This is a genomic window from Streptococcus sp. A25 (assembly GCF_043674095.1).
Taxonomy (GTDB): domain Bacteria; phylum Bacillota; class Bacilli; order Lactobacillales; family Streptococcaceae; genus Streptococcus; species Streptococcus suis_V.
This window is the reverse complement of sequence record NZ_JBIMJO010000019.1, coordinates 26,182-52,172: the sequence shown is the minus strand read 5'-3', so window position 1 is coordinate 52,172 and position 25,991 is coordinate 26,182. Positions and strand designations below refer to the sequence as shown.

Annotated in this window: 23 protein-coding genes and 2 pseudogenes; 20 read left to right on the top strand and 5 right to left on the bottom strand. The window is 43.3% G+C overall.

What is annotated here, in order from left to right; translation table 11 throughout:
* The first annotated feature begins 555 nt into the window (after positions 1-555).
* The 4 genes from hrcA (at position 556) to dnaJ (ending at position 6,048) form a co-directional block, all read left to right on the top strand.
* Positions 556-1,590 carry a heat-inducible transcriptional repressor HrcA gene (hrcA, locus tag ACHBID_RS09035; protein ID WP_394732176.1) on the top strand — a complete coding sequence of 345 codons (1,035 nt, stop codon included), beginning with the start codon at positions 556-558 and terminating at the stop codon, positions 1,588-1,590.
* Between the two features lie 12 nt (positions 1,591-1,602).
* Positions 1,603-2,115, top strand: a complete 513-nt coding sequence (grpE, locus tag ACHBID_RS09030; RefSeq protein ID WP_002943082.1) for a nucleotide exchange factor GrpE — start codon at positions 1,603-1,605, stop codon at positions 2,113-2,115.
* Positions 2,116-2,450: 335 nt separating this feature from the next.
* A complete protein-coding gene (dnaK, locus tag ACHBID_RS09025; protein ID WP_105206373.1) occupies positions 2,451-4,271 on the top strand; it encodes a molecular chaperone DnaK in 1,821 nt (606 codons plus the stop codon).
* Between the two features lie 640 nt (positions 4,272-4,911).
* Positions 4,912-6,048, top strand: a complete 1,137-nt coding sequence (dnaJ, locus tag ACHBID_RS09020; protein WP_105206372.1) for a molecular chaperone DnaJ — start codon at positions 4,912-4,914, stop codon at positions 6,046-6,048.
* Between the two features lie 48 nt (positions 6,049-6,096).
* Here the strand turns inward: dnaJ and ACHBID_RS09015 are convergent.
* Positions 6,097-7,556: pseudogene (locus ACHBID_RS09015) on the bottom strand (IS1182 family transposase).
* 401 nt (positions 7,557-7,957) lie between these two features.
* Here ACHBID_RS09015 and ACHBID_RS09010 point away from each other — a divergent pair.
* From ACHBID_RS09010 to ACHBID_RS08980, 7 genes are all read left to right on the top strand, one after another.
* On the top strand, positions 7,958-8,353 hold the full coding sequence (locus tag ACHBID_RS09010) for a zinc ribbon domain-containing protein (protein ID WP_044677158.1): 396 nt from the start codon (positions 7,958-7,960) through the stop codon (positions 8,351-8,353).
* The gene (locus tag ACHBID_RS09005; RefSeq protein WP_394732175.1) at positions 8,350-9,960 is read left to right on the top strand and encodes an ATP-binding cassette domain-containing protein; all 1,611 of its coding nucleotides are present in this window, start codon (positions 8,350-8,352) and stop codon (positions 9,958-9,960) included. Before ACHBID_RS09010 ends, ACHBID_RS09005 begins: the two co-directional genes overlap by 4 nt.
* 4 nt (positions 9,961-9,964) lie before the next feature.
* Positions 9,965-10,774 (top strand): ABC transporter permease, encoded by an 810-nt coding sequence (locus tag ACHBID_RS09000; protein WP_105206370.1) that lies wholly within the window; start codon positions 9,965-9,967, stop codon positions 10,772-10,774.
* Between the two features lie 394 nt (positions 10,775-11,168).
* A complete protein-coding gene (locus ACHBID_RS08995; RefSeq protein ID WP_394732174.1) occupies positions 11,169-11,996 on the top strand; it encodes a lipoate--protein ligase family protein in 828 nt (275 codons plus the stop codon).
* Between the two features lie 10 nt (positions 11,997-12,006).
* Positions 12,007-13,455: an amidase gene (locus ACHBID_RS08990; protein ID WP_394732173.1), complete on the top strand. Its 1,449-nt coding sequence runs from the start codon at positions 12,007-12,009 to the stop codon at positions 13,453-13,455.
* A 122-nt stretch (positions 13,456-13,577) separates the two neighbouring features.
* Positions 13,578-14,453, top strand: coding sequence for a transporter substrate-binding domain-containing protein (locus ACHBID_RS08985; protein ID WP_394732172.1), 876 nt, complete (start codon positions 13,578-13,580; stop codon positions 14,451-14,453).
* Between the two features lie 90 nt (positions 14,454-14,543).
* Positions 14,544-15,215, top strand: coding sequence for an amino acid ABC transporter permease (locus ACHBID_RS08980; RefSeq protein WP_014637448.1), 672 nt, complete (start codon positions 14,544-14,546; stop codon positions 15,213-15,215).
* Between the two features lie 31 nt (positions 15,216-15,246).
* On the opposite strand, the gene ACHBID_RS08975 is transcribed toward ACHBID_RS08980, so the two are convergent.
* The 4 genes from ACHBID_RS08975 to ACHBID_RS08960 all read right to left on the bottom strand — a co-directional run bounded on the left by ACHBID_RS08975 (position 15,247) and on the right by ACHBID_RS08960 (position 18,602).
* Entirely contained in the window at positions 15,247-15,462 is a 216-nt protein-coding gene (locus tag ACHBID_RS08975; RefSeq protein ID WP_014637449.1) for a helix-turn-helix transcriptional regulator, read from the bottom strand.
* Between the two features lies 1 nt (position 15,463).
* Entirely contained in the window at positions 15,464-15,988 is a 525-nt protein-coding gene (locus ACHBID_RS08970) for a hypothetical protein (protein ID WP_014637450.1), read from the bottom strand.
* Positions 15,989-16,122: 134 nt separating this feature from the next.
* Entirely contained in the window at positions 16,123-17,991 is a 1,869-nt protein-coding gene (locus ACHBID_RS08965) for a heavy metal translocating P-type ATPase (protein ID WP_394732171.1), read from the bottom strand.
* 149 nt (positions 17,992-18,140) lie between these two features.
* Positions 18,141-18,602, bottom strand: coding sequence for a Fur family transcriptional regulator (locus tag ACHBID_RS08960; RefSeq protein WP_394732170.1), 462 nt, complete (start codon positions 18,600-18,602; stop codon positions 18,141-18,143).
* A gap of 161 nt (positions 18,603-18,763) precedes the next feature.
* Here ACHBID_RS08960 and truA point away from each other — a divergent pair, with 161 nt between their 5' ends.
* From truA to tig, 9 genes and pseudogenes are all read left to right on the top strand, one after another.
* Positions 18,764-19,513 (top strand): tRNA pseudouridine(38-40) synthase TruA, encoded by a 750-nt coding sequence (truA, locus tag ACHBID_RS08955; RefSeq protein WP_394732169.1) that lies wholly within the window; start codon positions 18,764-18,766, stop codon positions 19,511-19,513.
* Positions 19,503-20,264 (top strand): bifunctional hydroxymethylpyrimidine kinase/phosphomethylpyrimidine kinase, encoded by a 762-nt coding sequence (locus ACHBID_RS08950; RefSeq protein WP_394732168.1) that lies wholly within the window; start codon positions 19,503-19,505, stop codon positions 20,262-20,264. Before truA ends, ACHBID_RS08950 begins: the two co-directional genes overlap by 11 nt.
* Positions 20,254-20,739: an ECF transporter S component gene (locus ACHBID_RS08945; RefSeq protein ID WP_394732167.1), complete on the top strand. Its 486-nt coding sequence runs from the start codon at positions 20,254-20,256 to the stop codon at positions 20,737-20,739. Before ACHBID_RS08950 ends, ACHBID_RS08945 begins: the two co-directional genes overlap by 11 nt.
* Entirely contained in the window at positions 20,720-21,283 is a 564-nt protein-coding gene (locus ACHBID_RS08940) for a TIGR01440 family protein (RefSeq protein ID WP_394732166.1), read from the top strand. The genes ACHBID_RS08945 and ACHBID_RS08940 overlap by 20 nt, the downstream gene beginning before the upstream one ends.
* A 108-nt stretch (positions 21,284-21,391) precedes the next feature.
* A complete protein-coding gene (locus ACHBID_RS08935; RefSeq protein ID WP_172066956.1) occupies positions 21,392-21,820 on the top strand; it encodes an Rrf2 family transcriptional regulator in 429 nt (142 codons plus the stop codon).
* Positions 21,821-21,895: 75 nt separating this feature from the next.
* Positions 21,896-22,897 (top strand): annotated as a pseudogene (locus tag ACHBID_RS08930) (NADP-dependent oxidoreductase).
* Positions 22,898-22,908: 11 nt separating this feature from the next.
* The gene (locus tag ACHBID_RS08925) at positions 22,909-23,745 is read left to right on the top strand and encodes an alpha/beta fold hydrolase (protein WP_394732165.1); all 837 of its coding nucleotides are present in this window, start codon (positions 22,909-22,911) and stop codon (positions 23,743-23,745) included.
* Positions 23,746-23,879: 134 nt separating this feature from the next.
* A complete protein-coding gene (locus tag ACHBID_RS08920) occupies positions 23,880-24,479 on the top strand; it encodes a DUF1349 domain-containing protein (RefSeq protein WP_394732164.1) in 600 nt (199 codons plus the stop codon).
* Positions 24,480-24,593: 114 nt separating this feature from the next.
* Positions 24,594-25,877, top strand: a complete 1,284-nt coding sequence (gene tig / locus ACHBID_RS08915; protein WP_394732163.1) for a trigger factor — start codon at positions 24,594-24,596, stop codon at positions 25,875-25,877.
* Positions 25,878-25,991 lie beyond the last annotated feature (114 nt).

Genomic DNA, 25,991 nt, shown 5'->3' with positions numbered 1-25,991 from the left:
ATTATTGGGAATCCCAGCTTAAATCATAGATACCGTAAGGGATTTTATTCTTTATTTAAAACTTTGCAACAGAACCGGAGAGCTTGAATTATATGGTGATAGAGAAAATAAAGTGGAGTTTGTGAAAACAATCTTCCAAAGACGCTATTTGCCATCTTTGGGACTGTACGGCATTCTACTGGGAACAAGTTTGCGTTCGCGTCCAGGTTTTGTCTTAGGTATTTCTATCATTTATATTCCGCTTTTATTATTACTAGGCATCCGTTTTTATCGTATGGTAAAAGAGTAACTAGGTCCTCAGACTGATTTTTAGCACTCTAAGCAAAAGAGTGCTAATTTTTTGGTTTTTTCTCTTGACAATCCATTTTTTCGGCGTATAATGGGAGTATATAGGTTAGCACTCGACATCATAGAGTGCTAACGCTCTTCGAAAATCAACACTAACCGTTGTCAGCTTGCCTTTGTGAACCACAGTTCTACATTCGGCCTCGCTTCCTAGGCTACTGTCGATTTTCATTGAGCGTAACTAAAACAGTGTTCATGAAAGGAGCGGAGATGATTACCCAACGTCAAAATGATATTTTGAATCTGATTGTTGAATTGTTTACGCGCCATCATGAGCCGGTTGGTTCTAAGGCCTTGCAGGAGATGATTGCTTCTAGTTCGGCTACCATTCGCAATGATATGGCTAAGCTAGAGCAGTTGGGCTTGCTAGAAAAGGCCCACACGTCAAGTGGTCGGATGCCCAGTCGGGCTGGTTTTCAATACTTTGTCAACCACTCACTCAACTTGGAACACATCAATGAAGAAGATGTTTATCAGGTGGTTAAGGCCTTCGATTTTGAAGCTTTCAAGCTGGAGGACATCTTGGAGCGGGCAAGTCAGGTCCTAGCGGATTTGACAGGCTACACCTCGGTCATCTTAGATGTGGAGCCGACCAGTCAGCAGCTGACTTCCTTTGACATCGTGCAGCTCAGTAGCCACGATGCTCTGGCAGTCTTGACTTTGGATCAGTCTAAACCTGTCACTGTCCAGTTTGCTATTCCCAAGAACTTTTTAACCAGGGACTTGGAAGTGCTCAAACGCTTGGTAGATGAACGCTTCGTTGACCAGACGGTCTTGGCAATCCACTACAAGCTGCGGACGGAGATTCCCCAGGTGGTGCAGCGTTACTTTACCACGACGGACAATGTCTTGGATCTCATGGATTACATCTTTGCCAATCTTTTCCAAGAATCGGTCTTCATCAGTGGAAAGGTCGCCTCGCTGACTTACGGTAATCTAGCTACCTACCAGCTCTTGGATAGCGCACAGCTATTAGCATCAGAGTTGCGGCAGGGATTGGCTCCAGGCCAGCAGACCAGCATTTCAGTGGCGGAACACAGCGACCCGGCCCTTGCAGATGTGACGGTCATTCATCATCGCTTTCCTATCCCCTATCGGGGCATGGCTCAGATGAGTTTGCTTGGTCCTGTTGATATGGACTATCGTAGGCAGATGAGTTTAATCAACATCATCAGCCGCGTCCTATTTATGAAATTAACCGATTATTACAGATATTTAAGTAGTAATCATTACGAAGTCAATTAGAAGGAGAATGCTTTGTCAGAAGAAATCAAAAACGAAGAAATCGTAGAAGAGGTTGAAGCAACAGAAGAAGTTGTGGAGACACCTGAAAAATCGGAATTGGATTTGGCAAACGAGCGTGCGGAGGAATTTGAAAACAAGTACCTTCGTGCCCATGCTGAAATGCAAAATATCCAACGCCGTGCCAACGAGGAACGCCAAACCATTCAGCGTTACCGTTCACAAGACTTGGCTAAGAAAATCTTGCCGAGCTTGGATAACTTGGAACGTGCCCTTCAAGTCGAAGGTTTGACAGAAGATGTCAAAAAAGGCCTTGAAATGGTACAGGAAAGTTTAATTCAGGCCCTCAAAGAAGAAGGGGTGGAAGAAGTCGCAACCGATGTCTTTGACCCAAATCTTCACATGGCCATTCAAACTGTTCCAGCCACAGACGACTGCCCAGCAGAACACATTGCACAAGTCTTCCAAAAAGGCTACAAACTACATGAACGTCTGTTGAGACCTGCTATGGTAGTGGTATCTGAATAGCTTAGTCTTCCAGTTTATCTTTTATTACTTCGTTAACTTGCCTTGCCGTACTCCAGTACTGTCTTCGGCTCGTTGCCTAGTACTAAAAGTAAACTGAAACACTAAGACCGCTCTGCTATTCTCCCCCAAAAAAGAAACTTGACCGAAATGTCATGCACAGTAGTTTGCAACCAATCGCTTCGTCGCGAGGCTCCTAGCTCTTGGGCAAACTTTGTGTCGGTAACTCTAAGGTCGCTAAAGCGACAAGAGTTACTCGAAAACTATGAAAAAACCTCGTCTGCAATGACGGTAAACTATGAATGAATAAAAGAAAACTAAAAAAAGAGGTAACACACATGTCTAAAATTATCGGTATTGACTTAGGTACAACAAACTCAGCAGTTGCAGTTCTTGAAGGAACTGAATCAAAAATTATCGCAAACCCAGAAGGAAACCGCACAACTCCGTCTGTTGTATCTTTCAAAAATGGTGAAATCATCGTTGGCGACGCGGCAAAACGCCAAGCAGTAACCAACCCAGATACCATTATCTCTATCAAATCAAAAATGGGAACTTCTGAAAAAGTTTCAGCAAACGGTAAAGAATACACACCACAAGAAATCTCAGCTATGATCCTTCAATACTTGAAAGGCTACGCTGAAGAGTACCTTGGTGAAAAAGTAACTAAAGCCGTTATCACGGTTCCTGCTTACTTCAACGATGCACAACGTCAAGCAACCAAAGACGCTGGTAAAATCGCTGGTCTTGAAGTAGAACGTATCGTCAACGAACCAACTGCAGCAGCCCTTGCTTACGGTTTGGACAAGACTGACAAAGATGAAAAAATCTTGGTATTCGACCTTGGTGGTGGTACTTTCGACGTATCTATCCTTGAACTAGGTGACGGTGTCTTTGATGTACTTGCAACAGCAGGTGATAACAAGCTCGGCGGTGACGACTTTGACCAAAAGATTATCGACCACATGGTAGCAGAGTTCAAGAAAGAAAACGGTATCGACTTGTCAGCTGACAAGATGGCCCTTCAACGTTTGAAAGATGCGGCTGAAAAAGCGAAGAAAGACCTTTCTGGTGTAACATCAACTCAAATCAGCTTGCCGTTCATCACTGCAGGTGCAGCAGGTCCGCTTCACTTGGAAATGACATTGACACGTGCAAAATTTGACGAATTGACTTACGACCTTGTAGAACGTACAAAAGTTCCTGTTCGTCAAGCTCTTTCAGATGCAGGCCTTAGCTTGTCAGAAATTGACGAAGTTATCCTTGTCGGTGGTTCAACTCGTATCCCAGCCGTTGTAGAAGCTGTTAAGGCTGAAACTGGTAAAGAGCCAAACAAATCTGTGAACCCTGATGAAGTTGTTGCTATGGGTGCGGCAATCCAAGGTGGTGTCATCACTGGTGATGTCAAAGACGTTGTCCTCCTTGATGTAACTCCATTGTCACTCGGTATTGAAACAATGGGTGGTGTATTTACAAAACTCATCGACCGCAACACAACCATCCCAACTTCTAAGTCACAAGTCTTCTCAACTGCTGCAGACAACCAGCCAGCTGTTGATATCCACGTGCTTCAAGGTGAGCGTCCAATGGCAGCGGACAACAAGACTCTTGGCCGCTTCCAATTGACTGACATCCCTGCAGCACCTCGTGGTATTCCACAAATCGAAGTAACATTTGACATCGACAAGAACGGTATCGTTTCTGTAAAAGCTAAAGACCTTGGTACGCAAAAAGAGCAAACAATCGTTATCCAATCTAACTCAGGTTTGACAGATGAAGAAATCGACCGCATGATGAAAGATGCAGAAGCAAACGCAGAAGCAGATAAGAAACGTAAGGAAGAAGTGGACCTTCGTAATGATGTGGACCAAGCAATCTTTGCGACTGAGAAAACTCTGAAAGAAACAGAAGGCAAAGGCTTCGACGCAGAACGCGATCAAGCTCAAGCAGCTCTTGATGAGTTGAAAGCAGCTCAAGAAGCTAACAACTTGGACGACATGAAAGCGAAACTTGAAAACCTCAACGAAAAAGCCCAAGCCCTTGCAGTGAAACTCTATGAACAAGCAGCAGCACAACAAGCAGCCGCAGGTCAAGAAGGCGCTCAAACAGCTAACAACGCAGGCGATGATGTCGTAGACGGCGAGTTTACTGAGAAGTAGTAAAAACGTTCGGGGAACGTTTTTAGCCCGAGTCGAGAGATTCGGAAGCGAGGATACCAAAACTGATGGCTACTAAAAGTAGCTCATCAGTTAACGGTTACCGCTATTGCGGCTAACCTAGATGTCTTACTAGCTCGAAAACAAAGTATTATCGACTTTGTTTTCTCACGTCGTAAATGGTTCAGGAGACCTTTTTATCCCGAGCTATGAAATTCTTCACTAGGCTTCGTTAACTCTCCTTGATGGACACTAGTTCAATCTTCGTCCAGTTGCCTAAGCCTAGTCTTGAATTTCTTTGAGTATCTAGGGTTCGGAAAATCATTTTTTCCGAAGTTCTTAGCTCGAACTCAGTTCTCATCATCCTGAGAATAAAATCATTTCGTCAATAAAATTTCCAATCACAGAGGTTGCAACCCAGCCTCTGTTTTTGGGTAAATACCCTTCTAACTTTTACAGAAAGGAAAGTGTTCGTAACTGAACACGGGCGACTTTCTATACTCTAAAGAAAGGAATACAAGTTCGGTAATTCGAACACAGGCTAAAAACCTAGTGAAAAAGATAAACTTCCTAGTGTGTTAGGCACACTGCGTCAGTTTCCTATTTTCATACGGTTTTCTTAACGCCTTTTGTATCATAAACTATGAACAATACTGAATTTTACGATCGTCTTGGTGTTTCTAAGAATGCTTCGCCAGACGAGATTAAGAAGGCTTATCGGAAGCTTTCGAAGAAGTACCATCCAGATATTAATAAGGATCCGGGTGCGGAGGATAAATACAAGGAGGTCCAAGAGGCTTATGAAACCTTAAGCGATCCGCAAAAACGTTCTGCCTATGACCAATATGGTCCTGCAGGAGCCAATGGAGGCTTCGGTGGTGGAGCAGGTGGTTTTGGTGGTTTCGACGGAGCAGGTTTCGGTGGCTTTGAAGACATTTTCTCTAGCTTCTTTGGCGGAGGTGGTGCGACCCGCAATCCTAATGCACCTCGTCAAGGGGATGACTTGCAGTATGCGGTCAACTTGAAGTTTGAAGAAGCGATTTTTGGTGTGGAACGTGAGGTGTCCTATAACCGTGAGGCAACTTGTCGAACCTGTACAGGTTCAGGTGCCAAACCTGGAACAAGTCCTGTAACCTGTGGGCGTTGTCATGGTTCTGGAGTGATCAATGTGGACACCCAAACTCCGCTTGGAACTATGCGCCGTCAAATGACCTGTGATGTCTGTCATGGTCGCGGAAAACAAATCAAAGACCCATGTACAACCTGTCATGGAACTGGTCATGAAAAACAAGCCCATACAGTGACGGTTAAGGTGCCAGCAGGTGTGGAAACCGGTCAACGGATTCGCTTGGCAGGTCAAGGGGAAGCTGGTTTCAATGGTGGTCCATACGGAGATCTTTACGTTGTAGTTCAAGTTCAGGCATCAGACAAGTTTGAACGTGAAGGGACAACCATTTACTATAAATTAGACCTCAACTTTGTCCAAGCAGCACTTGGTGATACTGTTCATGTACCAACAGTTCACGGTGATGTGGATATGGTCATTCCTGAAGGTACCCAGACTGGTAAGACCTTCCGACTCAAAGGAAAAGGTGCCCCAAGTGTCCGTGGTGGTGCCATCGGTGACCAATATGTGACCGTCAATATTGTCACTCCGACAGGCTTGAATGACCGCCAACGTGCAGCCCTTAAAGAATTTGCGGCAGCGGGAAATATTGATGTCAAACCCCATAAAAAAGGATTCTTTGACAAGGTAAAAGATGCCTTTGAAGATTTATAAATCGAGATGAAGTCTGGAGAATTTTCTATTTAGAATATTGACAAGCCCTCACAAGGTGCTTGTCTCAGAATGAAGACAAACATCTCGCTTGATGTTTGTCTTTTTCTGTTTATTGGTCTGATAGTCCGTCTTTTTGCCAGAATAGTGGCTATTTGGACAAAATAAAAAGGCTTCCCTGCCCTCATTTTTACCAATTTCTTGAGATTTAAACACGCCAAAGTCAGTCCAACCTTATCCTCCATTTTGGACTTGCCTTTCTCTCTTGTGTAACGAAGATTGTGGTACTCTTTGGCTGTCCCAAAGAGGCGTTCAATGGTTTCTTTCCGCTTCTGGTAGAGCTCCTTCATACCTTTCCTGTGCCGAATCTCTTCACAGCTTTCTAAAGCCTCTTTCCAAATGTGTCGAGTTACCACTTTCTGCTTGTTCTTGCTTTCTGTACAAATTGATAGAAGTGGACAAGTAGCACAGATAGCTGAGTCACTCTTATATTCCCGATAACCTTCTCTGGTTGTAGTGCGATAGGTTAAGACCTGATTCTCAGGACAGATATAACAGTCATAGTATTCATCATAGACAAAATCCTTCGAGCGTAGTTTCCCTTTCTTTCCTTTCGGTCGTGTATACGGAAAGACTGGAGTAATCTCTTGTTCTAGGAGGAAGCGAGCGATACTTGGGGTCTTATAGCCAGAATCGGCAACGAGAAAGCTAGGCTGAAAGGGTTGGAGTTTAGCGAAGAGTACAGGAAAGGCCTGGCTGTCATGGACATTGCCAGCCTCCACGCTATAAGCCAGAGCCCAACCATGCTTGTCACAAGCAACCTGAGCTGTATAAGCAAATACTTCCTTATGGTCCCCTTTATGAAACCAGCCACTTTCAGGGTCAGTTGTAGAAATTTTCTTAGTGATGGGTCCCTCCTCTTTTGCGGGCCCTAGCGGCTTTTTTGCATGCTTTTCTCTATCCCTGTTAATTTCAATCTCTAGCTGGTCACTCATAAACTTGGCTTGCTTTTCAATTTCACGATTGATGAATTTACGATTATTCGCCGCAGCCTTGATATGGGTACCGTCAATGAAAATTTCTGTTGGATCTATGAAGCCTGCATTGACGCAGAGACCTAAGATATGGGTGAAAATGCCTTCAATAACTTGTCTATCTTGAAAACGACGGACATAGTTCTTTCCGTAGGTAGTGAAATGAGGCACCTTATCATCCAGTCGAAGACCAAGAAACCAACGGTAGGCAGTGTTGACTTCGATTTCCTTAATGGTTTGACGCATGGAACGAATGCCGAAGAGACACTGAAGGATTGGAATTTTAATGAGCAGAATAGTGTCAAGACTAGGACGCCCTGTATCATCGCTATAGCTATCTGCGACTAAGTCATAGATAAAGGAGAAGTCAATAGCTTCCTCTATTTGACGAAGGAGATGATCTTGAGGAACAAGGTCATCTAAACTGTAGAAACCAAATTGACCGCGATTGTAGTCTGGATTTTCTTTGTGTAACATAGCGATTCTCCTTCTGCTTATTAGCTAGTATTCCTATCTCTATTATACTACTTTACATATGAAAAAGCCGTTAGAAATATAATTCTAACGACTTTGTCTTCAATCTGTGACAAGCCCTCACAAGGTGCTTGTCTTTTTTATATGCAAGTTTGTTGGTTATAACGTCTAATAATGTCCTGAAATTATTTTTGGAATATTATCTCTGAATAACTATATTGACTGTAACATGGAATTTTTGGTATTATAATATTAGCTATTTCGAAAAGAGTTTGATGAAATAATAGACTAATACGCTGTTTTTCGATAAAGTATTAGCTTACAAAAATGATAGATTAAAATTTTTATGTAACCTGAATAATGTGTTTGTAACACTGACGATATCTGTATTGAGGAGGATCTTGATGAGTTTTATTAATCAATTAAAGGAAAAGGTTTCACAGGTTGGTGAACACGTTAAAGAAACAACTCAGGATGTCATTTCTGAACAACAAAAGAATAGAGAGACAAATAAGAAGAAAAAAGAGATTCAACAACTACAAGAAATGATTGATGACTTATATAGGCTTATAGGAATTCAGTTTATTGAAAGTCATCCAGAAGAAATTCGGGAAGGAACATTATTTCAAAAAGAACTAACCCGAATAAAGGAACTGTATAATACTCAGTTGGAAATACAGGAGAGAATTGATGCAGAATTATATGAAAGCAAAAATTGTTTATCTTGTGGTCGCAAAATAGCTAATAACCATCAATTTTGCACGTACTGTGGTGCGTTGTCAAGTAGGGAGGAGCCATGATTGAAAAATATTTGGTGAAGAGAACTTGCTATAGATGTTCTCAAACGCTTGGGATAGGTTGGAAATATTGCGGTTTTTGTGGTGAATTAGTGAATAATGATGGTGCTAAAATTCAGATATCAGTCCCTTTGGAAAACTTATTTTATCAAGGAGAAACTATAAAACAAAAGGTTTCAAATCGTTTTTCAAATGTAAGTCAAATCATGGATAGAATGAAAGATACGGTTTCTGTACATTTAAATAAAGGTGAAGAAATTAGAAATACTCATTTGGTACCATTAATCTTTAAAGTGACCATTGATGGTGTGGAAACGCTGAAAATCGATTCTTTTGTACTAGAAGCTGATAAAGGATTTGTGGCAAAAGATTACTTAGGATACTATTACCAGAATATGCGTTTTCAAGTACAAGTAAATTCTAGTATGCTTTCTGTTGGAGAAAAACACTATTTTATTAATGGTGATTGTTTGAGGATTGATGATACTTGCTATATATTCAGTTTGATGAATCAAGAAAATGTGAAGTGGAAGTCAGCCGAGTTAAGTATCGACTTGCTTCAAGAAATAAAAGCTGAATTTCTAGAAATGAATCAAGATGGTCTGATATTCATCAAGCCTAGTGAAACAGAGCAATTAACTGTCAATAAAATACACATTTCAGCAAGAAGTCGTTTAAGGGATGGGGACCTAATTAACTATAATCACAGATTATTCATTATGTTGGGTGGTGTATTGTTTTTCCAAGATGAATTACAAGAGTCTGAAAAAAGTAGTCTTGCGGAAAATATCCATGGGTTAGAACATGGGGAGGGCTTAAAGGTTAATATTCGGGAACGCAGTGCGGGAAGCAAAAAGCTATTGTCGGACATACAGTTTTCAATTAATCCCGGAGAAATGATTTTGATTCTTGGAGGGTCAGGGGCTGGAAAAACGACTCTTATCAATGCCATTATGGGTAATGAGAAAGCAGATGCGACGATTTTACTTGGAAAGAATAATCTATATGAGGATTTTGATATGGTGAAGCGAACAATTGCAAATGTTCCTCAGTTTAGTCTTCATAGAGAAAAAGATACAGTATATATGACGCTTAGAAATGCTGCAGAGATGAAGTTGGTTCGGGATTTTGTAAGAGATGAAAACTTGTTGGAGCAAAAGATTTACACAGTTTTGAAAACGGTGAATTTATCAAGGAAGCGTGACAGTTTAGTTTCAGAGCTTAGCGGAGGTGAGAAGAAACGTCTTAGTATCGCAACTGAGTACATTTCCGATCCTGTTGTATTTATTTTGGACGAGCCAGATTCTGGAGTAGATGGCAGCAACGCTCGCGTAATTATGTCTAGTTTGCGATCCATTGCAGACAATCAGAAGATTGTTATTGTTATTTCACACAATCCAGATCGGACGCCGAAACTATTTGATAAGGTTCTTGTATTGGCTAAGAGTGAGAGTGAACATTGTGGAAAATTAGCATTTTATGGATCTGTTGAAGAAGCTCTTACATTTTTCAAGACAGATCAGTTAGAGTTAGTTGTATCCAAAATTGAAGATGAACCAGATTATTATATTCAAAAATATGAAAAGTATTTAGACCAAAGAGGAGGATAAGGTAATGGATTACGCATCAAGTAAGGAACAGGTTTCAATATATTTTGGTAAGTTTAGAAGGTCATTTCAATATTCAAAAGGTTGGTATTCTTTTTTGAGTACTTTGATTATTGCAGTTGTAGCTTGTCTAGTTTCAGGAAAAAATGGATTTAACTCAGATTTTTGGACCGGTAATTCAGCTATTGCTCAAACATCTTTTATACTCGCCTGTTCATGCATCTGGATTGGTCTGTTTAATTCTATAACGGTTATTTGCAAAGAACGCGATATTATCAAACATGAGTATCGGTCTGGAATGAAATTGTCGTCATATATTGTTGCACATTTAATTTTTCAGGCTCTTATTTCCTTGTTAGAAGCGATTATTATTATGACCGTAGTCTTTTTGTTTTATGGGTCAAAAATTTCTGAATTGTCTCGATTTGGTGACTTAAGTTTATTAAGATTCTTCTCCTATTTCTTAACATTTTTTTTAATAATTTATGCGTCAGATGTGTTAGGAATCTTGTTATCATCGATTGTAAAAAATACTGAGCAAGCAATGACGATTATGCCATTCTTTATTCTTTTACAATTTTTATTCTCAGGACAAATTCAATTAGAAGGAACTCTGGCTTTCCTCACAAACGGAATGGTCAGTCGATTTGGATTAGATGCGTTATTATATTTAGCCAATGCAACTAACAGTATTTCTGATAATCCACATAACATATTTATTTGTTGGATAGCCTTAATTGTATTTTCTCTTTTTTATGCCTATTTATCTGTCAAGATATTGAAATCCGTTGAGAAGGATCAGCGTGGTACAAAATAAGAGAGAGTTATGAGCAATTCCTCAATCGTTAGAAATTGCACTCTAAAATTATAAAAATAGATTTTGTTGATTTGATGATTGAAATGTTTCACAGAAACTTTTAACATGTTCCCATAATTTAAAAAGGAATTATGTTGCTATGTCGATTGATTCAGCAAGTCTATTTTTTGATTTATTGAGATTATTTTCTAATGATTGATTTTTTTTATACTCAACCAAAATCAAAACTAGCGATTTAAACGCATTCAATCTAAACGTTTAACGTCCAAAGTGATTAGAAGATGGCTTTTTTTTGATTTTAATTGAGTATTAACATAATCTTGGGATAAATTTTCTAGTCCCTTCAAATGTTTGTGATAAAATAAGTTTAATAAAGGAAAGAGAACGCTTACGGATGAAATCTTGGGTTGAGAATGTGGCCATAAAGAAATACGAAGATCGGTCTGGCTTGACGGGTTTGAAACAGGGGCCACTGGTGTGGACTGAGGTCTTTTTGCGCGAGGTCAATCGTCAGTCCAATACAGGGATTTTACATTTTTGGCCCATGGACCAAACGGTCATTCTGGGAAGGATGGACAGTCAGGTTTCCCAGTTGGACATGGGCTTAGCCAGTATTGGTCAGGCAGGCTACAGTCCTATTATTCGGAGTTTGGGCGGTCTGGCAGTTGTTGCGGATGAGGGGATTTTGAATGTCACTCTGATTTTGCCCAATCCTGCTAGTCATAAGGTCGATTTGCGGGAGTCTTATCAGGTCATGGTGGATTTGATTGCTCAGGCGCTTTCGGATTTTCCCTTTGAGGTGGTCAGTGGTGAGGTGGCAACTTCCTACTGTCCTGGGACCTACGACCTTAGTATCAAGGGGCGGAAGTTTGCTGGATTGGCCCAGCGGATTTACCAAGAGGCCATTGCCATTTCTGCCTATATCAGTGTGTCAGGCAATCAAGTCAAACGAGGGCAAGTGGTGGCTGATTTTTATGCAGCAAGTTTTGCTCCGCAAGAAGTATCGGACAGATTTCCGCAAGTAAATCCGAATTCGATGGCCAATCTGTCAGACTTGGTAGGTCAGGATGTGACGGTGGAGGATATGAAAACACGAATTGAGCATGTCTTGATTGAAAACGGGGCTTTTCTGACTACCTTTTATCCTTCGTCGGACAACATGGCTGATTTTATGGCGCTCGGAAAGACCATCAAGCAGTCTATGGAAAAATATGGAATCTAGGAGGAAATCTATGAAATGGAAAGATGCGACAGCTATGGCCCAGGCTGTCAATCAAAAACAGGTTTCTGCCAAGGAGTTGGTGCAAGAAGCCATTGACAGGATTGAAAAACTCAATCCCGACCTCAATGCGGTTGTCAGCAAGCAATATGAAGCTGCCTTGAAAGAAGCGGAGAAAGAAGACTATCTGGGCAAACCATTTGCTGGAGTTCCTCTCTTGTTGAAAGATTTAGGGCAAAATGAAGCAGGGCACTTATCAACGGCAGGGTCTCGTCTATTTCAGGATTACCGTGCAGGTTACACAGACAGACTGGTGCAGGCTTTCAAGGACCTGGGTTTTATCATCTTGGGACGGACCAATACGCCAGAGTTTGGTTTTAAGAACATATCGGATTCTAGCCTACATGGTCCTGTCAATCTTCCCTTGGACCCTAGTCGCAATGCAGGTGGCTCTAGCGGTGGTGCAGCTGCAGCAGTAGCTTCTGGTATGGTGCCTTTGGCAGCCGCATCGGATGGTGGAGGGTCTATTCGCATTCCCGCCTCTTTCAACGGTTTGATTGGTCTAAAGCCCAGTCGGGGCCGTATTCCGGTCGGCCCACATTCCTATCGTGGCTGGCAGGGAGCTTCCAGCAACTTTGCTCTGACCAAGTCGGTTCGCGATACCAAACGCCTCCTCTATCACTTGCAGACCTATCAAGTCGAGGCTCCCTTTCCTTTGGCTCTTCTACCTGAGCAGTCTCTCTTTTCATCCAGGAACAAGCCCCTGAAAATTGCCTACAGTCTAGAATCGCCAATTGGTAGTTCGGTTTCCACTGATGCCCAACAGGCTGTCTTGTTCCTTCTGCCTCAGCTGGAAGCCTTGGGACACCAAGTCACAGAGCTATCAAGTCCTATCCTGGACGGTATCGAAGTCATGCAGGCCTATTATCTGATGAACAGCGTCGAGACGGCCCAGATGTTTGAAGAGATAGAGGCAGGGTTGGGTCGGTCCATGACACCTGATGACATGGAAGTCATGACCTGGGCCATTTACCAGAGTGGACAGACCGTTCCAGCCAAACTCTACTCCAAGGTCTTGCAGGATTGGGACCGCTACAGTGCCAGCATGGCGGACTTCCACCAGCACTACGACCTCATTCTGACACCGACCGTGGCAGATGTGGCTCCCAAGCTAGACCAGTTCACTCACACACAAGAGATGCTGGACCGCTTGTTGCATATTCAGGAGTTGGAAATGGCAGAGCAGCAGAGCTTGATTTGGGAGATGTTTGCAGAAAGTCTGGCCTGGACACCCTTTACCCAGCAGGCAAACATTACCGGTCAGCCAGCCATTTCTTTGCCAACTTATGTGCGGGCGGATGGTTTACCAATCGGCATCCAATTGACAGCAGCCAAAGGTCGAGAAGACTTGTTACTCTATGTGGCAGACCAGTTAGAACAAGCTGGACTTCTTCATTTATAATTTCTCTATTTTTCAGTTCAATTATTTGCCAAAACGTTTTCAAAATGTTAACCTGTAAAAGTTGGTGGGTTAACACCGAAAAAGTAAAAAAGGAAGCTATGGCTTCCAAAGGAGATTGTTTTATGTTAAAAAAAGTTTTGGCCTCAGCTCTCTTGGTTTCTACTTTGACCTTGGCAGCATGTTCTAGCTCAAGTTCGAATACTAGCAGTTCTTCTGCTGAACAGACTCAATGGAAAAAAGTACAAGAAGCTGGTGTCTTGAAAGTTGCTACACCAGGAACCCTCTTCCCAACTTCTTACTACAACGATGCTAAAGAATTGGTCGGATATGAAATTGACATGATCAATGAAATTGGTAAACGTTTGAAATTGGAAATCGAATACCAAGAAATCGGTGTGGCAGAAGCCTTTACAGCTGTTGATAGTGGTAAGGTCGATATTTCTGTTAACAACTTTGACATGACAGAAGCACGTAAGGAAAAGTACAACTTCTCTATCCCTTACAAGTATTCAGTTGGTGGCTACATCGTTCGTGAAGATGGTTCATCAGGAATCGAAGCAGCTGACTTGAGCGACTGGACAGGTAAAAAAGCAGGTGGTGGCGCAGGTACTCAGTACATGAAAATTGCTGAAAAGCAAGGTGCAGAGCCAGTGATCTATGACAACGTAACCAACGATGTCTATTTGCGTGATGTATCAACAGGTCGTACAGACTTCATTCCAAACGACTACTACACACAAGTCATGGCCATCAAATGGGTCAATGCCAACTTCCCAGACATCAAGGTAAAAATGGGTGATGCAAAATACAATCCAACTGAACAAGGTATTGTCATGAGCAAGGCTGACACAAGTTTGAAAGAAAAAATTGACGAAGCTCTTGAAGCAATGAAAGCTGACGGAACTTTGAAGGCAATTTCTGAGAAATACTATGCAGGACAAGACTTGACAGTTCCTGTTGAAAATGCAGATGAGTTGCCAGTTATCGAAGTTGAATAAGACCTCGTAACAAATTAAATGCATCTTGTATAGACTTTGTCAGTCCCAGACTGGCAAGGTCTATATGGTTTTTAGGAAAGAGGAGAAGATATGGATATTAACTGGCAGGCAGTTTTTAATGCAGATATTGCAAGAGAGGCTATTCCACAGATTTTGGAGGGACTTCCCTACACTTTATCCCTATCCCTAATTGGTTTTGCCTTGGGGACTTTCTGCGGATTTTTTGTAGCCCTCATGCGGATGTCTAAGTTTGGACCCTTGCGTTGGTTGGCTATGACCCATATTTCTCTCATGCGTGGCATTCCCCTCATGGTTCTTCTTTTCTTCATCTATTTTGGTCTGCCCTTTATGGGCTTGCAGTTAGATGCCATAACAGCCTCTATCATCGCCTTTACCTCCATGTCCAGTGCCTACATTTCTGAAATTATTCGTGCATCTCTTTCAGCCATTGATAAGGGGCAATGGGAAGCGGCGCGTTCCCTGGGTTTGCGGACCAATGTGATTTACCGAAAAATCATCATTCCTCAAGCTTTTCGCATTGCCCTTCCACCCCTTAGCAATGTTCTCTTAGACATGGTAAAAAGTACCTCTCTGACAGCTATGATTACGGTGCCAGAGATTTTCAATAAGGCCAAGATAGTCGGCGGAGCCAAGTCGGACTATATGACCGTCTACATCTGTGTGGCCCTTATTTATTGGGTTATCTGTACCTTGTATGCTGTCGGACAGGTACATTTGGAAAAACGCTTGGCGACCTACTAAAAAAAGAAAAAGCCCTAGGCTTTTTCTTTTTTTAGTTGTCTTCATGCACATATTCCAAAATATCTCCTGGTTGGCAGTCTAGGATTCGGCAGATGCTCATCAGGGTATTGAAACGAATGCCTTTGGCCTTTCCTGTTTTGAGAATGGACAGGTTGGCTTCGGTAATGCCGACTTGCTCTGCCAGGTCCTTGGAAGTCATTTGTCGGTCTTTGAGGACCTTGTCTAAGTTTACGCGAATCATTTCCATATCAGATAAACTCGCTATTCTCGGTTTCAAGTTCTTGTCCCTTTTGGACTAAGGTCCAGACAAAATAAGTCAGGAAGATAAAGAGAGCATTGAGGATAAAATCAGACCAACGTAGATTGAGGAAGTTGTTTGGTCCAGCAGCATTTGTCAGGGCAATCAAAGTAGTTAGGCCAAATTGACCAGCAGTCAAAATTAGTAAACTGAACAAGAGTTTCTGATAGAGTGCTAGGCTAGATGAGGCGAAATAATCGTCTTCCAGAAGTAGCTTACATAGCTTTTGGATCAGGTGGGCAATATGACTGAGTGCCGCCAAGACGATTAAGATTAATCCACTTGATAAGAGGATGAGCCAGACACCAATCTGGTCAATAGATTTGTTAAAAGTGTATTCCCAAGAACGTGTTACAAAAGAATCCCCGCTAAAACCTGCCAATGTAAAGAAGGCATAGAGAGCAATCAAAAAATAGAAGAAAAAGCGAACACAGCCAGCTAATAATCCTGCTGTTTTGAGTAGATTTGTTTTCATAGCAAACCTCCAATTATTATTGTTTTATGATAATATTATCTTCAAAATTATTATAAAACAATAATTTTTGGAATGCAAGCGTTTTTTTAAAAAAAATAATAAGAAAACCGCCCCAAGTAGCTGGCGGCTTTCTGCTATTTAAAATACAAGAGTCTCAACCCATTCAAAATCACCAAAATCGTTGATCCTTCATGGCCCACCACACCAAGTGGTAGGTTGATAGACTGGAAGAGGTTAGAGATGATAAGAAGTGCAATGACAGACAGGGCAAAGACGATATTTTGCTTGATGATGCCCCGCATTTTCTTAGAGAGACGAATGGAGTAAGGAATTCTCGTCAGATCTTCCATGAGTACGATGTCAGCTGACTCCATAGCGATGTCCGTTCCGCTTCCCATAGCATAGCTGACATTGGCTTGGGCAAGGGCAGGAGCATCGTTGATACCGTCGCCGACCATGCCGACAGATGCAAACTCGGTTTGCAGTTCTTTGATAACAGAAGCCTTGTCTGTAGGCAGGCAGTTGGCAATCACACGGTCAATACCGACCTGACTCGCCACATAACGAGCGGTCTTTTCTTGGTCGCCCGTCAAGAGAATTGGTGTCACCCCCATCTCTTTCAACTGGGCAATCAGCTGCTTGCTCTCAGGCTTCAAACTGTCTTCCACCATGAAGATCGCCACTAGCACATCATTTTGGCTGACATAAACCAGGGTTTTCCCAGTGCTCTCCGCCTCATCGATTTGCGTCAGCAAGTCAGCAGACAGCGGACTTACCAAACTATCTACCACAAAACCCGCCTTACCGATTTTCCAGTTGTCGCCCTCATAGACCGCCACCAATCCTTTACCGGTCACGTCTTCTAGGCTTTGGAGGGCAATAGCAGAGCTGTTAGCCGTATAGGTCATGAGAGCTTGAGCGATTGGGTGACTCGATTGTTTTTCAACTGCCTGAACAACCTGCTTGATAAGTTTTTCATCGCCAAGATAGGTCGCTCCAACAACTTCAGGTTTACCAATGGTCAGGGTACCGGTCTTGTCAAAGACGATGGCCTCTAAATTGGCGATGTTATCCGCAATGTCGCCTCCTTTGATAATCATGCCCTTGCGTGCCGCACGGCTGATGGCAGAAAGTGTCGCCGGTGAAGAAGAAGCCACAAGTGCACATGGAGAAGCAATGGTCAAGAGAATCATGCCACGGTAGAAGGCGGTTAACCAGTCCCAATCCAGAGCAAAATGAGCAAAGAGGATAAAGAGCGGCACCACTACCAAAACAACTTTCACATAGGTATCTTCCATGTTTTCAATGAAAGTCGCTGTTTTTGATTTGGATTCTTGGGCATTTTCAACCATTTGGACGATTTTATCAAAGAGGGCGTCGCCTTTTTCAGCTGTAACTTGAACGGTCACCGTTGGACCTTGGTTAATAGTACCGCCGATAACAGCCTGTCCAGCCATTTTTTCCGCAGGGAGCGGCTCGCCTGTAATCATGGATTCGTCAAAGATGGATTGCGGACTGATGAGAGTAGCATCCAGTGGAACCGTGTCGCCCTTGCGAACTTGCAAGAGGTCACCGATGCGAATGGCTGCCGTATCCAAAACAGTGATGTCACCATTTTCCTCGATTTTACGAGCAGTTGGAGGTGTCATGTTCATGAGAGCAGCGATAGCGTTCTTGCTTTTTTCCATGGCTAATTCTTCCAGAGTAGAAGACAGGGAGAAGATGAAGATGAGCAGGGCTCCCTCCATCCAGTAGCCAATTAGACCAGAGCCGATCGCCGCCAAAATCATGAGGAGGTCAACAGACAGGTGCTTGTCGAAAATCAGCTCAGAAATGCCTTCCTTGGCTGACTGGTAGCCCCCGATGACAAAGGCTGAAATGAAGAGGCTGGGTGCCCATCCCTGCTCGGTCTGTAACAGGATTATCCCTACTAGGATAAATATTAGGCAGACAGCAGTTGTGATGATGTGACTGTATTGTTTGAGGTTGGTTACGAGTGTCATAGTTTATTGTTCCTTATTTAGAATTGTTATCATTTAAACTAAGTTAATTATAACAATTCTAAAAAGAAAGTCAAGTATTTTTAGAATAATTCTAAATAAGATTATTCTGATAATTCAAAGGGAAATAAAAAAAGCGACAGAGTCGCTTTCTAGCTATTCAGTTGACATTCGGGACAGACACCGTAAATGGACAGGACTTCTTTGGTAATCTTATAGCCAGTTTGTTCATGGGCTTCGCGCTTGAGACTTGGAATTTCCACGTCCATGAAATCGGTGATTTTTCCGCATTTCTCACAGATAACATTGAGGTGTTCATGCCCCATAAAGTCATAGTAGGTCGTCGTGTCATTTGCTCGTTTGAGTTCGGTGATAAATCCTTCTTCCAAGAGAACCTTGAGGTTATTGTAAACCGTTGCCAAACTCATATTAGGGTAGTTGGGCAGGAGGTCCTTGTAAATCATTTCAGCACTTGGGTGATCGTCGCTTTCAATGATATAGGCTACAACGGCCTTACGGGTCTCTGTAATGCGAACACCTTTTTCCTTTAAGTGTTGAATAACATGCTCAAAGGCAGTTTGGTTTTCTGCATTCAGGTGAGAATGTAGCTCCATTCCGGCCTCCTTTTCTTTTTATAATAATTCTAATTATTTCCTTCATTATATTCTTTTTTTGGAAAGCTGTCAATGACTGAAGTTGTCACTTCAATCTGTACTAGGACAGTTGTTGATTTATAGCCTTGTTTTTCCAAGTTTGCTTGTGCTACAATCAGAACATGACACGATTTAAGGCAATTATTTCCTACGACGGCCATGACTTTTCTGGTTTTCAACGCCAGCCCCATGCCCGTACAGTTCAGGAAGAAATCGAAAAAACACTAGAAAGACTAAACAGTGGCCAGCCGGTGACAGTGCATGGTGCAGGTCGGACAGACGCAGGAGTGCACGCTTATGGTCAGGTGATTCATTTTGACTTGGCAGGCAGTCGAGATGCAGAGAAGCTCCGCTTTGCCCTGGATACTCAAACACCTGAGGATATTGATGTGGTCAGTGTGGAGCAGGTAGCGGATGATTTTCATTGCCGCTATGCCAAGCACAGCAAGACCTATGAGTTTTTGGTGGATATTGGGAGGCCTAAGAATCCCATGATGCGGCACTATGCGACCTTTTACCCATATGATTTGGACTTGAGCTTGATAGAAGAAGCCATTCAGGATTTGGTGGGGACCCATGATTTTACAGGTTTTACAGCTTCGGGGACCTCGGTGGAGGACAAGGTACGGACCATCACAGCGGCGACAATGGAGTATGACCAGCGGCGTCAGTTTTTGATTTTTACCTTTTCAGGCAATGGCTTTTTGTACAAGCAGGTGCGGAATATGGTTGGGACCTTACTGAAAATCGGTAACGGTCGCATGCCCGTTGGGCAAATCAAGCGGATTTTGGCAGAAAAGGATCGTGGCTTGGCGGGTCCGACTGCGGCAGGTAACGGCCTCTATCTAAAGGAGATTATCTATGAAGACTAAGTATATTTTGGCGCTTTCGGGCAACGATATTTTCAGCGGTGGCGGTCTCCATGCGGATCTGACGACCTACGCTGTCCACAAGCTGCATGGGTTTGTGGCGGTGACTTGCTTGACAGCCATGACGGACAAAGGTTTCGAGGTCATTCCGACGGAGGCTGCGGTATTTGCCCAGCAGTTAGCTAGTGTGAAGGATGTGCCCTTTTCTGCGATTAAGATTGGCTTGCTTCCCACGGTGGACATAGCAGAGCAGGCTTTGGAGTTTATCAAGGCTCACCAGGAGATTCCTGTGGTCTTGGATCCAGTCTTGGTCTGCAAGGAAACGCATGATACTGAGGTCAGCCAGTTGCGAGATGAACTCTTGAAGTTCCTTCCCTATGTCAGTATGATCACGCCAAATCTGGCAGAAGCTCAGCTATTGCTCCAAAAAGACATCAAAACGGTGGAGGAGATGAAGCAGGCGGCAGTGGCCTTGTATGACTTGGGAGCCAAGGCGGTGGTCATCAAGGGAGGCAATCGCTTGGGCGATCAGCAGGCTGTGGATGTTTTCTACGAGGGTCAGGAAGTGGTGGTGCTCCAGTCGCCTCTGTTGTCAGAAAACAATGTAGGGGCAGGCTGTACCTTTGCGTCCAGCATTGCCAGTCAGCTTTTGCTGGGAAGAGAACCTTTCGAGGCAGTCAGGCTGTCCAAGGACTTTGTCCATGCGGCGATTGAAAAATCAGATGATTATGGGGTGATTCAATATGAGAAATAAAAAAACACAAGAATTAGTATTATTAGCCATCTTAACAGCCTTGACCCTGGTCTTGGCCCATGTTCATATGCCGACCCTATCCGGCTTTGTCACACTTTTGGATGTGGGAGTTTACTTTACAGCCTTTTACTTGGGCAAGAAAGAAGGAGCCATTGTTGGCGGTTTGGCAGGTTTGCTGATAGATTTCTTGCTGGGCTATCCCCAGTGGGCATTCTTTAGTCTAGTCTTCCACGGTGCTCAGGGTTATTTTGCAGGATGGAAAGGTAAAAGTCGTTATCTTGGGCTTGCTCTAGCGAGTATTAGCATGGTTGGAGGTTATTATCTAGCTTCTCGACTTTATTTTAATGACCTGAAAGCCATTGAAAGTGTTCTAAGCAATACCTTGCAAAACACAGTTGGTCTGGTAGTTGGTTACATCTTGGCTCAGGCAATAGAAAGAATTGGTGCAGTAAATCATGTCATTAAAGGAAATTAAGGAAGAGACCAAGCAAGTTGTCGAAGAGGTCCTAGAACTCAGCAATCTTCAAAAGGGGCAGATATTTGTCCTTGGATTGTCCTCTAGTGAAGTCATCGGAGGACACATCGGTAAAAACTCCAGTCTGGAAGTCGGTGAGGTGGTTGTTGAAACCATCTTGGAAATCCTGGAGCCAAAAGGTATCTATCTAGCTGTCCAAGGCTGTGAACACCTCAATCGTGCCTTGGTGGTGGAGCGGGAATTGGCAATCCAGAAGGACCTGGAAATAGTCAATGTCTTACCCACCCTTCATGCAGGTGGTTCAGGTCAGCTGGCGGCCTTCAAGTATATGAAGGATCCGGTGGAAGTCGAGTTTATCACCGCTCAGGCTGGTGTAGACATCGGCGACACAGCTATTGGCATGCATATCAAGCACGTACAAGTTCCGATTAGACCTAGCTTGCGTGAGATCGGCCAGGCCCATGTTACAGCTCTTGCCAGCCGTCCTAAACTGATCGGCGGTGCCCGTGCAGCTTATCTGGAAGATCAAATACGGAAAAATTAATCACAGCCAGAAGGTTGTGATTTTTTTGAATACAAAATCCTTGCCAAGTAGATTTCTTTTTGCTAAACTTGTTCTTGTGGTTGATACAAGTTCAAAGAGAGGATTTCCATGGATACCAAATTTTCAGTAGCTTTGCATATCTTGACCATGATTAGCGAGAGTAGTGATGTCATGACGTCGCAGGCCTTGGCAACCAGTGTCGGTACCAATGCCAGTTATATCCGCAAGGTCATCGCTCTCTTGAAGAATGCAGGCATCATACAGTCCCATCAGGGCAAGGCTGGCTATGAGTTGAGCAAGGATCCGTCGGACATCAGCCTCCTGGACATCTACTATGCCACCCAGGAAGTCACGCATATCCAGCTCTTTCAGCAGCACCAACACGCCAATCAATCCTGCCCAGTTGGTCGGCACATTGCAGGGGCTGTCCAGCCAATCTTTGCGACCATTGAGCAGGATTTGCAGGATAGATTATCCCAAGAAAGCTTGGCCCAGGTCATTGCTAACTTGTATCAAGAGGCAAAAAAATCCAACTGACTTTTACAAGTCAGTTTCTATTTCGCACAACTTGGACTTGTATCAGATACAAGTCGTTTAAAAAAGGGGTAAACCATGAAAGCAGCACAACATACATCTTATAACAAAAACAATATCGTACTTAACCTAACAGACATTGCTAAGCCAAACATCAAACCAGACCAGGTCCTTATCAAAGTGACCGCAGCAGGTGTCAATCCTTTGGACAACATGATTTCTCGTGGAGATGTCAAGATGATTGTCCCTTACAAATTGCCACAAACAGCGGGCAATGAGGTCGTTGGCTTGGTGGAAGAAGTCGGCTCAAGCGTGACCAATTTTGCAGTTGGTGACCGTGTCTTTGGTCGTCTTCCTCTCGACAATATCGGTGCCTTTGCCGAGTATGTAGCGGTGGAGGCTGCTGCACTTGCTAAAGTTCCTGCCTATCTGACGGATGTGGAAGCGGCTGCCGTTCCCCTGACTGCCCTGACCATTATGCAGGCATTGGACCTCATGGGTGCAGAAGCTGGCAAGACCATTTTCATCTCAGGTGGGACAGGCGGTGTCGGTGGTATGGCTATTCCGATTGCCAAAGCCAAGGGATTGACGGTTATTACCAACGGTGACGGGGAAAATGCAGAGCGGGTATTGGCACTGGGAGCTGACCAGTTTATCGACTACAAGACAGAAGATTACACCAAAACCCTCTCCCAAATCGACTATGTACTGGACACACTTGGTGGTGCAGAAACTGAAAAATAAATGTCGATTATGAAAAAAGGTGGTCAGCTGGTTTCCCTCCGTGCCATGCCAAATGGCGAATTTGCCAAACGCATGAACCTACCAAAATGGAAACAAATCCTCTTTGGCTTGGTTGGTCGCAAGTTTGATAAAATGGCGGAAAGCTACGGAGTACACTACCATTTCGTCTTTGTAGAAAGCAATGGTCAACAGCTACAAGAAGTAGCAGACATTTTCAGCAAGCTAGAAATCAAACCGTCTATCGACACCGTTTACCCATTTGAAGAAGTCAACGCAGCCTTGGACAAGGTAGCCAACGGTCGCTCACGTGGAAAAACTGTCCTCAGTTTTAAATAGTAGGAATTCTTATGTCTTATATCACAACTAAAAATCAATACATTACTGTCGCTGGCAATCAGATTGCCTACCGTGAACTAGGCAAGGGCAAGTCTAAACTGCCCTTGGTCATGTTAGTCCACTTGGCCGCAACCTTGGATAACTGGGATCCAAAATTGCTAGACTTACTAGCTGAAAAAGAGCATGTCATTGTCCTTGATTTGCCTGGCGTCGGAGCCAGTCAAGGCAAGGTAGCTCCTACGATTCCAGGAATGGCAGAGCAGGCTCATGCTATTATCAAGGCTTTGGGGCATACGAAAATTAACCTGCTCGGTCTTTCCATGGGTGGTTTTATTGCCCAAGAAATCGTTCGTCTTGATAGTCAAATGGTTAACCGCTTGATTCTTGCAGGAACAGGTCCTCGTGGGGGTGTTGAAGTCGATAAGGTGACAGGAAAAACCTTCCGCTATATGCTGAAGGCAGGTCTGGAGCGTGTGGATCCAAAACGCTATATTTTCTACAACCACGATAAAGCAGGCCGTCTGGAAGCTGAAAAAGTTTTGGGTCGTATGGGAGAAAGAAAAGCTGAGTATGCAGACAAGGACATGAATATCCCAGGATTTTTAACCCAGCTGAAGGCGATCAAACGTTGGGGGAGAGATCCTCAAGACGATATGACCTTTATCACGCAACCAACGCTGATCGTCAACGGTGACAAGGATATGCAAGTTCCGACTGAGAACTCTTATATCATGCATGAGAAAATCAAAAACAGTCAACTCATCATCTATCCCAATGCAGGTCACGGGTCTATCTTCCAAAATGCAGATGACTTTTCAACAGCCTTGATAGACTTTTTGGAGGAATAGTCCCTATTACTCTTGCATATACAAGGCCTGCAAAGTCCCCAAAATCACCTTAGCCTGCTCTTGAAAGAGTTGATTGAGTTACTTGTCTTCCTTATCTTTTGTCTGTATAATAATCTAAAACGAAAGGAAATCAAATGAACACAAAAGATTTTTACTGGGTACGAGAACCGGAAAACTACCAGATTTCAGACAAGGAAATCAGAATCACAACCCAAGCCCATACGGACTTGTGGCAGAAGACCTACTACCATTTTGTCAATGACAACGCTCCCCTGCTCCTGATGGACACGGAGGAAGAGTATTTCTCCTTTACGGTTAAGACAGATTTTTCCAATAGTCATACCCGCTTTGACCATTGTGGTGTCGTGGTTTATCAGGATTCGGAAAACTGGATTAAGGGCTCGATTGAGTATGAAAATGAGGAGTTTCAGCACTTGGGCAGCGTTGTGACCAATCAGGGCTTTTCAGACTGGGCAACCCAGGAAATTCCTGCTTCTGTCAAGTCAATTTATTACCGTTTGAGCCGACGTGGCAGTGATTTTTGCATTGAAAACTCCAAAGACGGTATTCATTTTGAGCAGATGCGAATCTGCCACCTGTATGAAGGCAATGGTAAAATCCATTTCGGTATCTATGCCTGCTCGCCAGAAGACTCTTCCTTTGAAGCGATCTTTTCAGAAATGACCTTGACAGACTGCAAATGGCTAGCCCATGACGGTCAACAACCAGACTAGGGGATTGGGCAGAAGCTCGGCTATTTCCCAAAAGTCCGTTATAAAATCGTTGAAATCCTTGTCAATTGTGTTATAATGAAGAGTATGCAATAAAATTTTAAGGAGAATGACAGAATGTCTGTATCATTTGAAGCAAAAGAAACAAACCGCGGCGTTTTGACTTTCACAATCGGTCAAGATGCCATCAAACCAGAATTGGACCGCGTTTTCAACAAAGTTAAGAAAGATATCAATCTTCCAGGTTTCCGTAAAGGTCACTTGCCACGTGCCGTCTTCAACCAAAAATTTGGTGAAGAGTCATTGTACCAAGATGTCGTAAATGCATTATTGCCAGCAGCTTATGAAGCAGCTGTTGCTGAAGCTGGTCTTGAAGTAGTTGCACAACCAAAAATCGACGTTGTGTCTATGGAAAAAGGTCAAGACTGGACAATCACTGCGGAAGTTGTGACCAAACCTGAAGTAAAATTGGGTGACTACAAAAACTTGGCAGTTTCAGTAGAAGCTACTAAAGAAGTAACAGACGAAGAAGTTGACGCAAAAATCGAAGCTGCACGCAACAACTTGGCTGAATTGGTTATCAAAGAAGGTCCAGCAGCTGAAGGCGATACAGTTGTGATCGACTTCGTCGGTTCAATCGACGGTGTTGAATTTGACGGCGGTAAAGGTGAGAACTTCTCACTTGGACTTGGTTCAGGTCAATTCATCCCAGGTTTCGAAGCACAATTGGTAGGCCACGCAGCTGGTGAAGAAGTAAACGTTGAAGTGACTTTCCCAGAAGACTATCAGGCAGCTGACCTTGCTGGTAAACCAGCCCTTTTCGTGACAAAAATCCACGAAGTAAAAGCAAAAGAAGTTCCAGCTTTGGATGACGAATTGGCAAAAGACATCGACGAAGAAGTAGAAACACTTGATGAGTTGAAAGCTAAGTACCGTAAAGAATTGGAAGCAGCAAAAGAAGTTGCCTTTGACGATGCAGTTGAAGCAGCAGCTCTTGAATTGGCTGTAGAAAACGCTGAAATCGTTGAATTGCCAGAAGAAATGATCCACGAAGAAGTTCACCGTGCAATCAACGAATTCTTGGGTGGTATGCAACAACAAGGTATCTCACCAGACATGTACTTCCAAATCACTGGTACAACTCGTGAAGACCTTCATAAACAATACGAAGCAGATGCTGAAAAACGCACTAAGACAAACTTGGTTGTTGAAGCAGTAGCGAAAGCAGAAGGTTTCGAAGCAACTGAAGAAGAAATCAACAAAGAAATCGAAGACTTGGCAGCGACTTACAAGATGGAAGTGGCACAAGTTCGTAGCTTGCTTTCACCAGAAATGCTTAAACACGACATCGCTGTGAAGAAAGCCGTAGAAGTGATCACAAGCACTGCAACTGTAAAATAGGATTGATAGGAACAAAGGTTGGGCAATTTTCCCAGCCTTTTTTCAATGCGAAGGATTTTTGGCAGAGTTGCACAAAATCGTCTTGCTATTTTTGTATACCTTGACCTAGCACTT